Genomic DNA, 12,756 nt, shown 5'->3' with positions numbered 1-12,756 from the left:
TTCGTAATAGTTATCGTCGGGATTGCAGGTTGCTTGAGGGCTTTTTGAAAAAAATTTGCCATCACCCTGCCACCCCCGAGAAAACAAAGACTTAGCAGCCCATCCACCGCGAAAAAATGACGTCATAAAACCGACTGCCGCGCAAACCTGCGGGCCAGTGCTGTCGGCGTGTTCAGGCCGGAACACTTCCCAGCAAGTCGACCAGTTCGAACTCCATATAATCAGCCAGTGCCAACCAGTCCTGGCGCTCTTGGCAATCGAGCATTTGCGTGAGTATCTGCGCCCACACCTGCTGGACATCCGCAGGCGCAGACAGCAGCAACTGCTGCGCACCGTCAAAGACATCGACCATGCTCAGCGCTGCCTCGACATCCCGCCCCAGCCGAAACAGACCGGCACACTGACGGCATTCACCGATGCTTTTTTCCAGCGCCGTCATTGCACGAACTCCTGATTGAACTGCGTCCCGGCGATCAGCGCGCCCGCCCTGCTGCTATTGAAGAACTCAACGCGCGGATGCGCAGCGATGTAACGCTCCAGCACACACAGATAACCACGGAAGTTGAGCTGGGTACTGACCCGCTGCCCATGCCCGTCGCGCACCCAATGCCGCGCCTGATTAACCCCCGGCCCCAGATCACCGTCGCTCCAGCCGGCGTGAGTCTTGTTCATCGGGAAGGCGAAATCGGCGCCAAATAGCGTGATGCGAGACGCGCCCATTTTTACCGCCAGATCGACCGCCGGATGGATCACGCTGCCGCCGACGTGCAGCAGTGCGCGCGGATACTGTTCACGCAACCCGGCGTACACCGGACTGGCCGAGTAACCGCCATAGCGCTTGCCCTTCCAGGCCCGCAAAACTTCGGGATCGCTCATGGGCAAATATACCAGCGGGATACCGTCGGACGCCTCGAACGGCAAATGACGGAAGCTGATGCGCTGATCAATCGTCACCACCAGATCCGGGACAATCCCGTGCTCGATCAACGGCCGATACGCCGTGTCGACACAGATGAGCAGCGGGCGCTGAGCCTGAGTCCGGAGTGCTGCCAATCGTTCAAAATGCCTTTCCAGAGTCGGCCCGGTAGCAATCACGTAAATCTCACGATCGGTGCAGGTGCCAAACAACTGCGCCACATCGTCATCGCCAAGCAGCACCGGCAGGCAGTCCTGCAAGCGCTGTTGAATGAACGGCGACTGCGCGTCGAATTCGCGATTGGTGAAACTCAGATGGACTTCATTGACCAGCCGATCGCGAATCTTCGCGTTGTAATCATCGGCCAGCAGCATCTCGGCAGGCAGGGCAAAAAACGGCGTGAAAAAGTCCGGATGATCAGCGGCGTAAAACAACTCGACGCGCGGATCGTCCAGCCACTGGCGCTGATCGAGCAGTTGCACCACCAGCGCAAACAGCGCGCCATTGAGGATGTGCACGTACAAGCGTTGCAGTCCGGCACGCTCAAGCAGCACAGCGGGCAAATCGCCGAGGCCGGTGCCATAGACGTGCAATTGCGCCTTGTCGGGCAGACTGGTCGCCTGAATCCGCGCTTCATGAAGGCGATCGTGACGACTGGTGAGTTGAATGCCGTTGATGCTCAGCGTCGAGCCTAGCCCCTCAACCAGTTGAGCAGGGACGGCCGCACTGTCTTCCGTCATCAGTCGTTCGAACAGCGCCGGCCAGCGCCGTTGCAACACCTCGGCATTGGCTTGAAAAAACTCGCTCATGGCGCCTCGCGCTCCCTCTTCAGGCAAAAAAATAGCGTTCAAGGTTAACCTTGAACGCTATTTTTGTATCCGCCGTTTTTACTCTGGCTTAAGGGCGATAGATGATCGCCGAGCCCCACGACAGACCGACACCAAAACCGCTCAGCGCAATACGCTGCCAATCGGAATCGATAACGTGTTTTTCCAGCAGCAACGGAATGCTCGACGACACGGTATTGCCGGTCTCGACCATGTCCTTGATGAATTTTTCCGGCTCGCCTTCGAAACGTCGCGCCACCGCATCGACAATCGCCGCACTGCCCTGGTGAATGCAGAAGGCATCGATGTCGTCGGCCTTCAGACCGGAATCGTCCAGCAGCTCGTGCAAGTGCGCCGGGACTTTGAGCAGCGCAAAATTGAAGACCTGACGACCGTTCATGAAGAACACGCCATCGGTGACTTTCAAGTGCGGCGCACCGGAACCGTCGGTGCCGAACTTGGCCTTGCCCAGCGCCCAGGTCGGATCTTCGCCCATCCACGTAGCGGTGGCGGCATCGCCAAACAGCATGGTGGTGTTGCGGTCTTCCGGATCGACAATCTTCGAATACGGATCAGCGGTGATCAGCAGGCCGTTCTTCAGGCCGGCGGCTTCCATGAAACCCTTGATCGCGTAGATGCCGTAGACATAACCCGAGCAGCCCAGGGAAATGTCGAACGCTGCCACGTTGGTCGGCAGACCGAGTTTGTCCTGCACGATTGCAGCGGTGTGCGGCAGGCCTTCTTCGTCACCGTTCTGGGTGACGACGATCAAGGCGTCGATCGATTCACGTTTCAGATCCGGGTTGCTGGCAAACAGCGCATTGGCCGCTTCCACGCACAGGTCGGAGGTTTCTTGTTCAGCGTCTTTGCGCGGCAGGAATGCCGAACCGATCTTGCCAAGGATGAATTCTTCATCCTTCTCGAATTTTGCACCTTGTGCGTAATTGTCCACGCCGGCTACAGGAACGTAGCTCGCAATGCTTTTTATGCCAATCATTACGGCTTCCCAATAAAAAACAGCCCAAGACCACCGCTCGCAAGGATTTCGAGGGGCGCCGACAAACAGAAAACGGCCGCCACAACGGGCAGCCACGGGGAGCGCAAAGGGCTATCACTGGAATCGAAAACGAGCCAGGCGCCATCCCCCCGATCAATACAATACAGTGAAGATGCGCGTTATGACTCGCAGGTCACGCTATTTTGCCGAATCGGTGCAGATCGGGTTATTCGACCAACGACCAGTCCAGCGGCGTGCCGCGCTTGATCGGCGCGCGGGCGCGGCGGCCGAGGACGGCGTCGGTGTGCTTGGGCGGCAAACCGAGACCGGGGCGAATGGCGCGCAGATTGTCCCCGCTAAAGGTGTCACCGGCGGCCATGTCAGCCGTGACATACAGCGAGCGGCGATACACCAGCGACTTGCGCTCGGCCTCGGTAACGCCGTAATGCACCTGGCCCATGGCTTGCCAGGCGCGCTCGGTTTCCACCACCAGGCTAGCCATTTCCGCCGGTTCCAGCGAGAAACTGGCATCGACGCCACCCGCTGAACGGTCGAGGGTGAAGTGCTTTTCCACCACCGTCGCGCCAAGCGCCACGGCTGCCACCGACACGCCAACGCCCATCGAGTGATCGGACAGCCCCACTTCGCAACCGAACAACTCACGCAGATGCGGAATCGTGCGCACGTTGCTGTTGAGCGGTGTCGCTGGATAAGTGCTGGTGCATTTGAGCAACACCAGATCTTTGCACCCGGCCTCGCGCGCGGCGCGAACGGCCTCATCGAGTTCAGCGATGCTGGCCATGCCAGTGGAAATGATCAGCGGCTTGCCGGTGGCGGCCACACGACGGATCAACGGCAAATCGGTGTTTTCGAAACTGGCGATCTTGTAGGCCGGAACATCGAGGCTTTCGAGAAAGTCGACTGCGCTGTCATCGAACGGCGTCGAGAACGCGAGCATCCCCAGTTCCTTGGCACGAGCAAAAATCGGCGCATGCCATTCCCACGGTGTATGAGCTTTTTCATACAAATCGTAGAGCGAAGTACCCGCCCACAGACTGCCCGGATCCTTGATGAAGAATTCCCCCTCAGACAAATCCAGCGTCATGGTTTCGGCGGTGTAGGTTTGCAGCTTCAGCGCATGCGCCCCCGCCTTGGCCGCTGCCTCGACAATTTGCAGGGCGACGTCCAGTGACTGGTTATGGTTGCCGCTCATCTCGGCGATGATGAAGGGTGGCGCGTCGGCACCGATCAAGCGGTTGCCGATCTTGAAACTAGTCATGCGGGTGATCCTTCAAAACACGGGTGAACGCACAGGCACTCTGAGTGAACCCGGCGTCACGAAACACATTCAACGAGGGACGATTGTCCGGCAACACCCGAGCGGTGATGACCGTCAGTTGCGGCCAGTGCGCGGCAACAAATGCCTCGCCACGGGCCAATAGCGCCCTGCCCCACCCCAGCCCCATCCGCCGTTCGAGCAGGTAAATAGAAACTTCGGCTTCAAACCCGCGCAGGTCATACCGCACAACGCCGACCGCGCCGTCATCCGCCTCGGCGATCAGCAGCAGGCGCTGTGGATTACGCAAACTCGCCGTCAGCCAGTTCAGGTGCTGCGGCCAGTCGATCACGCCGCTGTCCAGCGACCAGCGCCGTACCGTTTCGGCATTACGCCCATCGAACAGCAACTGCGCATCATCCAGAGTCGCCGCACGCACCTTCAGCACCGCACCGGCCAGTGCCACCGCGACACGCTCGGCACCACGCCCGTCGACCAGTTGTCGCGAGCGTTCGGCCAGGCTTTGGCGCAAATAATGATTGCCGGTGACAAAGCCGATGGCGTCGCGCAACTGCTCGACACTGACTTGCTCACGAGCGCCCATGAACACATGTGCGCCCGCCGCTGCCATGACTTCGCCGTTGGCCTGCTGATTGTTCGACACGGCAATACAGATCGTCGGCAGCCCCATCGCCGCCCGTTCCCAACTGGTGCCGCCCCCGGCGCCGATAAACAGATCCGCTTCAGTCATGCGCTGATGGAAATCGCTGACGAAACTGTGCAGGCGCCAGTTCGGCCGCGTCTCGGCCAACGCCTGCATCTGCGCCCACGCCGGGTTCTCGGCACCGGCGACAAAATCTACCTGCAACTGGTTGAAATCAGCGAGCGCGAGCATCGCGTGATGAGTCTGCATGGCCGCATCGAAGCCACCGAAATTCACCAGTACCCGGCGAGCCGTGGGTTTGATCTCGATGGCCGGGCAATTGAACTCTTCACGCAGCATGGCGTAGCGCGGGCCCAGCAAGGTGCGGCACCCCTCGGGCAACAGCGGTGAGTAATTTTCACTGAGGCCGGACAAGTTCTGATTGAGCAAAAGATCAACGCTGTAGCGCCGGGTAGCCAGATCGTCGACTGCCGCTATGCGCTGCGCCCAGCGCCGGGCGGCGGTTTGCCAGTGATGATCGAGGCCGTAATGATCGACGATGATCCAGTCGAACCCGGCATGGCCGGCCAACAAAAGATCCAGCGCGTCGATGTCGGCCTGCCACGGCAGCATTGATTCGATGGCTTGCTGTGGGTCTTCATCACAATAGAGATCCGGCAACGCAAATGTCTCGAACCCTTCGGCGCTCAGCATATCGAGCCGATGCCCCGGCAATTGCCGGCAGGCAAACGCGACGTGGCTGCCCTGCCCGCGCAACACTCGCGCCAGCGTCAGGCAGCGGGCAATGTGGCCGCTGCCGATGGTTGGCGAGGCGTCGGCACGAATCAGCACTCTCATTGCAGCTCTCCACCCGCCTTGAGCGCGGCGTATAGGTATTCGGCGCGCTTCCAGTCTTCAAGGGTGTCGATGTCCTGCACCAGATGCCGGGGCAGAATCACCGGCAGGCTGGCTGGCGAATAGAGCACCTCGCCGCGCAACCACGCCTCACTGCGGCCCCAGTAGAACTGACCGGCATCCTGAAACGCTTCGGGCAAATCCTGCGAACGTGTATTGCGAAATTCCGGATACAAAGCGGTCAGCGCGCCCTGCCCGTCCAGCGTCAGCGCACGCTGCACCGGAAAACCGAAACTGCACACGGAAAACGCAAAGGACCGGTCGGGATGCTGTTCCAGTAACTCCAGTCCCTGATGCAGATAGCGCGCCTGCAGTAGCGGCGCCGTGGCGTACACACAGCAGGCGTAATCGAAGGCTGGCAGTTGCTGCAAGGCATGCACGATCACTGCCGCCGTGCCGGTGAAATCATCGGCCAGGTCTGCCGGGCGCAAAAATGGCGCCTGCGCGCCATGGGCTCGCGCGACATCGGCAATTTCGGCATCGTCGGTGCTGACCACCACCTGCTCAAACAACCCTGAATCCAGCGCGGTGCGGATCGAGCGGACAATCATCGGCACGCCGTCGAATGGCAAGAGATTCTTGCGCGGGATGCGTTTGCTGCCGCCACGGGCCGGGATGATTGCAACGTTGCTCAAGGACGTTTTTCCAACAGGAACCAAGTGATGTCGTCCGCCGGGAATTGCGGATCGCGGTGATAGGCAAAACCATAATCGAGAAGGTGCAGATCGGCATAGCGATCGAGCATCTCACCGGCAAAATCGCGCTTGAACAGCTTGCCGCTGTTGCCACGATAGGACACTTCCACCGGTGCCGGATTGTAATACTCGGCAATCAGGATGTAGCGCTGGCTCAACGCGTACAACTGCGCATAAGCGGTCGGCAACAGCTCCGGGGCCAAGTGAATCAGCACGCCTTTACTCAGGGTCAGGTCGTAGCGGCGCTCGCGCGGGAAATCGAACAGCGAGCCATGCCAGATCTGTGCAATGTCCAACGCCCGTGCCTGAGCACAGGCGCTGTCATTGATCTCGACGCCGAACAGCTCGCAACGCGGCAGCAGTTGATGCAACGCCTGCAAATTGTTGCCGGCGTTAGTGCCCAGTTCGACCAGGCTCTCGATGCCTGCGGCACGGCTCAGGGCTTTGGCAAACAACGCCAGATTCGTCGCCACCAGCGGTTGGCCGACATTGCGCTCGACGTACTGGTTGCCGAACTCACCCTGCCAGAATTTTTCCTGCTCGCTCAGATCACGCATGACTCAGTCTCACCCACCGCCACGGCGGCATTCATTCGGTCAGTCGACGCAATTGTTCGACTACATAATCCTGCTGCTGATCACTCAGCAACGGGTACAGCGGCAAGCTGATGGCCTCGGCGTAATAGCGTTCGGCCTCGGGAAAATCGCCCTCGGCAAAACCCAGATCACGGTAGTAGGGCTGCAAATGCACAGGAATATAGTGCAGGTTTACGCCGATCCCGGCGGCACGCAAGCCTTCGAACATCTGACGGTGGCTGAGGCCGATGCGATCGCTCTGCAAACGAATCACATACAGATGCCACGCCGATTGCGCCTCGGGCTGAGGGCTGGGCAGCGTCACCGGCAAGTACGCCAGCAGATGATCGTAACGCGCCGCCAGCGCCCGACGCCGGGCGATGAAATCGTCCAGCTTGCCCAGTTGCGACAGGCCCAACGCCGCCTGCAAATCGGTGATGCGGTAATTGAAACCCAGCTCGACCTGTTGGTAGTACCACGGCCCATGACTGGATTCGGTCATTTGCTGCGGATCACGGGTCATGCCGTGGCTGCGCAGGCGTTGCAGGCGCTCGGCCAGCTCCGGGCGGTTGGTCAACACCATGCCACCCTCGGCGCTGGTGATGATTTTTACCGGGTGAAAACTGAACACGGTCATCGCCGCGAACTCACCGCAACCGACCGGACGTCCGGCGTAACTGGCGCCGACGGCGTGCGAGGCATCTTCAATCACGGTGAAGTTGTAGCGCTCGGCCAGTTCGGCAATCTTGCGCATGTCGCAGCTCTGCCCCGAGAACGCTACGGCTACCAGCACTTTCGGCAATGTGCCGTCCTGTTCGGCCTGATCGAGCTTCGCTGCGAGGGCGAAGGCATCAAGGTTCCAGGTCAGCGGATCGATGTCGACGAAATCGACTTCGGCGCCGCAATAGCGTCCGCAATTGGCCGAGGCGAGAAAGGTGTTCGGCGTCGTCCACAACCGATCACCCGGCCCCAGGCCTGCGGCCAGACAGGCAATGTGCAGCGCCGCCGTGGCGTTGCACACCGCGACGGCGAAGTCAGCCTGGCAACGCTCGGCCATTGCCTGCTCGAAACGCTCGATGCTCGGCCCTTGGGTCAGCCAGTCCGATTGCAGCACCTCGACGACCGCATCGATGTCTGCCTGATCGAGGCTCTGCCGACCGTAGGGAATCATACCGAGAGCTTCGCGTGCAGATCGGCGATCTGGCCGACCGAAAGAAAATGCGGGTTGGTGTCGGAGCGATACTCGAAATCTTCGCTGACGACACGCCCCTGCTCACCGAGTCTGTCGACGGCGAAATCGACATCGACACTGGTGAAACGAATCGACGGCTGGATGGTGTAGTGATCTTCGAACTCAAGGGTCATCCGCGCATCGTCCAGCGGCACCATCAACTCATGGAGCTTTTCACCGGGTCGAATGCCGACGTTCTTGTGCGGCAAATGTTCAGCCATACCGCGCGCCAGATCGACGATGCGGATCGACGGGATCTTCGGCACGAACACTTCGCCGCCGTGCATCCGCGCAAAGCTGTCGAGGACGAACTGCACGCCGTGGTCGAGGGTGATCCAGAACCGCGTCATGCGCTCGTCGGTGATCGGCAACTCCTGAGCACCGTCGGCGATCAGCTTGCTGAAGAACGGCACCACCGAACCGCGCGAGCCGGCCACGTTGCCGTAGCGCACTACGGCAAAACGGGTTTCCTGCTCACCGGCAATATTGTTGGCGGCGACGAACAATTTGTCCGAGAGCAACTTGGTCGCGCCGTACAGATTGATCGGGCTGGCCGCCTTGTCGGTGGACAGCGCGACAACTTTTTTCACGCCGTTATCGATGGCGGCGGCGATGATGTTCTCCGCGCCATTGACGTTGGTGCGGATGCATTCGGTCGGGTTGTATTCCGCCGCCGGCACTTGCTTCAACGCCGCGGCATGCACCACATAGTCGATGCCGCGCATGGCCTGACGCAGACGATCGGCGTCACGCACATCACCAATGAAGTAACGCATGCACGGCGCGTTGAACGTCTGCTGCATTTCGTACTGCTTCAGCTCGTCGCGGGAGAACACCACCACGCGCTTGGGCTGATATTGCTCGAGCAGTCGGGCGATGAATTTGCGCCCGAACGAACCGGTGCCGCCAGAGATGAAAATCGATTTACCGTTGAACATAGGTTGATTCCTGTCCGGCACGCTTAGGCGAGCAACTGTGCCCAATTGATCGAGGCATTTTCACCCAGAGTGAAACCTTTGCCGGTCAGGGCCAGGTTGGCGTTGTAAGCCGGATCCTGCGCGAAGACGCCGCTCCATTTTTCACGCAGTGTCGCCAGTGCTTGCGGCGCCTGCGGCAGCTCACCGGTATGCAGCACCTGCACCAACGGCGTCCACACGGTGAGGTAACCGGCCTGACCGGCCTTGAGGCACAGGTCGACATCGGCATAACCCTCGGCGAACGTCACTTCATCCAGTCCGCCAAGGGCGTTGAACAGCTCTTTGCGCGCCATCAGACAGACCTTCGACACGGCCGAGTAATTCTGCTCGACAGTCAAACGATGCATATAGCCGTCTGCCGCGTGTTTTTCGCCGATGAAGGGCGAACCCACGCCATCGTTCAGGCCGAGAATCAGACCGGCCTGAGCAATCTTGCCGTCGCGATCGACCAGTTTGGCACCGACGATACCCACTTCCGGACGCTGGGCGTGGTTGAGCAGCGAATCGATCCAGTTCGGGTTGACGACTTCACTGTCTGCGGCCAACAGCACCAGATACTCACCCTGAGCCTGCTCGCTGGCGGCGTTGTACAGTGCGACTTCGCTCAGCGGCTGATCGGCACGCAGCACATTGACCTTGGCGTGGCGCAGCGTGCCAAGCCAGTCGTTGACCGCTGCCGATTGATTGGCGTTTGCCGCCAGCAACACTTCATAACGACTGTAACGGGTTCTGAGCAACACGCCTTCCAGGCAGCGACGCAGCACCGCAAGATCGTCGATGACCGGCACAATGATCGAAACCATTGGCTGTTCGGTGTGACGGTAATCGATCTGCCAGGTACCCGGCACCGTCGATGTGACCTTGGCCTTGTAGCCGCGATTACCTAGATGACGCAGCAACGCCTGGCGTTCATGGGCATTTTCTTCAAGCTCCGCCGCCCGAGTGATCAGCAGCGGCTCGTCGAGGTGCGCCAGGCCGTCAAGGCCACCCTGCTCAATGATGCGCAGCAACAGGTCAAATTCCAGCGCCTTACTGAAGTCAGCCTGATAACCGCCGGCTTCGAGCAAGACTTCACGACGGATCAACCAATGACGCGCCATCAGTGACGGCACGCTTTGCAGCAGATCCAGATTGAAACCGGGGCGGAACACGTCAACCAACGCGCCATTGTCCTTGCGCTGGACCTCGTCGGTGGCGACGGCACGCACCCCCTCGGCGGACATCAATTCCAGACTGGCGCGCAACAGGCCGCTGGCGGTGAACTGATCACCCGCCTCACCCAGCAGCAACCAATCGCTTGGCGACTGCTGAGCGGCCTGGTTGAGCTTGTCGACAAAGTTGCTTTGGGAGACTCGAACAAAGTGCAGCGTGTTTTGTGCAGTAGTCGCGGCCGGTGCTTCGCCGGTGGTGAACACGACAATCCTGAACGCTTTGCAGTGACCTTCGAGCAGGCTGTCGAGCGACACCTGCAACTTGTCGATGTCGTTATCCAGGTCGAGCAGGAAAATACCGAACTGCGGGCCGCCGCCTTCAGTCGCCAGATGCCGGCCAATCGACTCAAGCTGTTCGTTCGCCGGCGCGCGAGCCACCAGCCACTGCAACAGGCGGCCGGACTTCATTTTGCCGAAGACCGGCTGATGATCGTCGACCGTCAGCGTTTCGAGACGGGCAATCCACTCGTGCATGGCTTGCGCGGCGCTCTCGTCACCGACAACGTCCAGTTGCGCCGCCAGACGTTTGACCACAGTCTGGTTGAAGGCGTTGAGATCATGGGCCTGCCACAACCGGTCAACCACACTTTCCGGCGTGTCGTTATTGCGCGCCTGCAACAGGTGCGCCTGACGGGCCCACACGCCTTCCAGCCCTTCCAGTTGCATGCGACCGGCCGGCAGCGCGTGCAACATGAATTCGAACTGCTCCAGACGATCGAAGAATGCCTGGTTGTAAAACGGCATTTCGACATACTGCAGCGGGCCAAAACGACGATCTGGCGCCTTCAACGCCTGGTTCCAGGTCGATTCGAAAATCAGCTCGGCAGTCAGCGCACGCCCGGACTTCAGGCTGTCGGCCATCGCCTCGAAACTTTCCAGGGCAAAGGCCTTGGCCTGCGCGATATCCAGCCCTTCGATAGCGGTAGGCAGCGAGACGAGGAACTCGGCAAAAGCCTCTCGTTCGGCGACCGACTTGGCATCGACGTAGGTCAGCGAGTGATACACGTCGGTATTGTGCTCGGAGACGCCGTAGTTGATCTCGCGCACCACATAAGGAATCGGCAGGATGCGGGCCTTGGCACTGGCCAGCAGGTAGTAGACATGTCCGATTTCCTGCCACTGGAAATTGGTCCCCGGCGGCAACGCCGAATGCCAGTTTTTCATCAGGTCAGTACGGGTTACCGCGTAGAACGGCGGGATGTACTGGCTCATGTAATCGAGGACACGATCCTGCGCGCGCTCGGACGCATAGTCTTCCTGGACTTTCTTGTCGCGGCGGTAGTAGTTCACGCCATGAGCCAGTGACAGGTACATCAGGCAATAGCCGTGGCACATGCCGTAGTCAGGGTTGGCATGCAGGAAGCCGACGGACTCTGCCAGTGAATCGTGCAGGATGAAGTCGTCGTCGGCCGCCAGCACCATGTATGGCGTGGTCAGATGCTCGACACCATAGGCCAGTTTGGCCTGCATGCCCCAGTAGGCGAACTGCGGGACATGGTGGTAATCGACGGCGCAGAAGTCGCCTTCAGGTCGTTCGAGGGTCGAATCGAGCACCATGATTCTGCAGGGCAAGCTGCTGTAATACTTCACCGCCCGGCGCAGGAACGCCGGACGATTGTGAGTAATCAGCACCACCGTCAATAGCTCGTTGAGCGGTAGCGCCAGTTCAGAACTGTACTTGCCTTGCATAACTTCTCTCCACAACCGGCGACTCGCCGAAACAACGCTTGGTGATGTTGCGAATTAACGGACGCGACGCAGATAGCCGTCCGGCGCCACGGTGATCAACAGCTTGTTCTGCAACTGCTGGTCGATCTCGAAATCCTGGTTCTCTTCGAGGTATTTCCACACCGCGGTTTTCGGGTTGTCGCCCGGGCCCCACGGACGATCCGGGAAGAAATCGGCCGGCATGTCTTCAACCACGGTGTCCATGACCACGCAGTAGCTGTCGACCGACACCAGCGGTGCGTACAGACGCAGCTCTTCCAGTACGTGATCGTGGGTGTGGTTGGAGTCGAGTACCAGAATGACTTTCTTGCCTTTGGCCGCAGCCTGCACCTGGGCGGCAATGCCGGCGTCGATGCTCGAACCTTCGATCATCTTGATGCGCTTGGCCATCGGGTGGCTTTCGATCGCTTCGCGGTTGTGCGGGCGAATGTCGAGGTCGATGCCCAGCACTTCGCCGTGGCCTTGCAGCTCCAGCAACGAGGCGTAGTAGATGATCGAACCGCCGTGGGCGATGCCGCACTCGATGACCAGATCCGGTTTGACCTGCCAGATGATCTCCTGCATGGCCATCATGTCTTGTGGCAGCTGGATGATCGGACGACCCATCCACGAGAAGTGGTAGCTGTACTTGTGCTTGGCCGATTCGTTGAAGAAATCGCGGGCCAGGCCGGTGAGTTTCTGGTCGTCACCCTGCAGGGCAATCTGTTCCCGGCACTCGGCTTCGAAGGCTTGGTTGATGCTGTTGTCGGTCATTTTAATAATCTC

Annotated in this window: 11 protein-coding genes; all 11 read right to left on the bottom strand. The window is 59.8% G+C overall.

Features of this window, described 5'->3' with window-relative positions:
- Positions 1-172: 172 nt before the first annotated feature.
- The 11 genes from AC3IUF_RS08195 to AC3IUF_RS08145 all read right to left on the bottom strand — a co-directional run bounded on the left by AC3IUF_RS08195 (position 173) and on the right by AC3IUF_RS08145 (position 12,744).
- Complete coding sequence (locus AC3IUF_RS08195; protein ID WP_414916124.1) at positions 173-439, bottom strand: hypothetical protein; 267 nt, start codon at positions 437-439, stop codon at positions 173-175.
- A complete protein-coding gene (locus AC3IUF_RS08190; protein ID WP_489280859.1) occupies positions 436-1,725 on the bottom strand; it encodes a motility associated factor glycosyltransferase family protein in 1,290 nt (429 codons plus the stop codon). The genes AC3IUF_RS08195 and AC3IUF_RS08190 overlap by 4 nt, the downstream gene beginning before the upstream one ends.
- 88 nt (positions 1,726-1,813) lie before the next feature.
- The gene (locus AC3IUF_RS08185; RefSeq protein ID WP_007920064.1) at positions 1,814-2,740 is read right to left on the bottom strand and encodes a ketoacyl-ACP synthase III; all 927 of its coding nucleotides are present in this window, start codon (positions 2,738-2,740) and stop codon (positions 1,814-1,816) included.
- Between the two features lie 226 nt (positions 2,741-2,966).
- Positions 2,967-4,019 carry a pseudaminic acid synthase gene (gene pseI / locus AC3IUF_RS08180; RefSeq protein ID WP_095114155.1) on the bottom strand — a complete coding sequence of 351 codons (1,053 nt, stop codon included), beginning with the start codon at positions 4,017-4,019 and terminating at the stop codon, positions 2,967-2,969.
- Positions 4,012-5,517: a UDP-2,4-diacetamido-2,4,6-trideoxy-beta-L-altropyranose hydrolase gene (gene pseG / locus AC3IUF_RS08175; RefSeq protein ID WP_007920066.1), complete on the bottom strand. Its 1,506-nt coding sequence runs from the start codon at positions 5,515-5,517 to the stop codon at positions 4,012-4,014. Before pseG ends, pseI begins: the two co-directional genes overlap by 8 nt.
- The gene (gene pseF / locus AC3IUF_RS08170; protein ID WP_123376260.1) at positions 5,514-6,209 is read right to left on the bottom strand and encodes a pseudaminic acid cytidylyltransferase; all 696 of its coding nucleotides are present in this window, start codon (positions 6,207-6,209) and stop codon (positions 5,514-5,516) included. The genes pseG and pseF overlap by 4 nt, the downstream gene beginning before the upstream one ends.
- On the bottom strand, positions 6,206-6,826 hold the full coding sequence (locus AC3IUF_RS08165; RefSeq protein ID WP_007920069.1) for a pseudaminic acid biosynthesis-associated methylase: 621 nt from the start codon (positions 6,824-6,826) through the stop codon (positions 6,206-6,208). Before AC3IUF_RS08165 ends, pseF begins: the two co-directional genes overlap by 4 nt.
- Positions 6,827-6,857: 31 nt before the next feature.
- Entirely contained in the window at positions 6,858-8,015 is a 1,158-nt protein-coding gene (gene pseC / locus AC3IUF_RS08160) for a UDP-4-amino-4,6-dideoxy-N-acetyl-beta-L-altrosamine transaminase (RefSeq protein WP_489280858.1), read from the bottom strand.
- The gene (gene pseB / locus AC3IUF_RS08155; protein WP_007920072.1) at positions 8,012-9,013 is read right to left on the bottom strand and encodes a UDP-N-acetylglucosamine 4,6-dehydratase (inverting); all 1,002 of its coding nucleotides are present in this window, start codon (positions 9,011-9,013) and stop codon (positions 8,012-8,014) included. The genes pseC and pseB overlap by 4 nt, the downstream gene beginning before the upstream one ends.
- A 23-nt stretch (positions 9,014-9,036) precedes the next feature.
- The gene (locus AC3IUF_RS08150; protein WP_489280857.1) at positions 9,037-11,952 is read right to left on the bottom strand and encodes a glycosyltransferase family 2 protein; all 2,916 of its coding nucleotides are present in this window, start codon (positions 11,950-11,952) and stop codon (positions 9,037-9,039) included.
- Positions 11,953-12,006: 54 nt separating this feature from the next.
- Positions 12,007-12,744 (bottom strand): cephalosporin hydroxylase family protein, encoded by a 738-nt coding sequence (locus AC3IUF_RS08145; protein WP_007920080.1) that lies wholly within the window; start codon positions 12,742-12,744, stop codon positions 12,007-12,009.
- Positions 12,745-12,756 lie beyond the last annotated feature (12 nt).

This window comes from Pseudomonas sp. KH_040 (genome assembly GCF_057839305.1).
The sequence above is the reverse complement of the archived record's forward strand: the minus strand, read 5'-3'. Positions and strand labels throughout refer to the sequence as shown.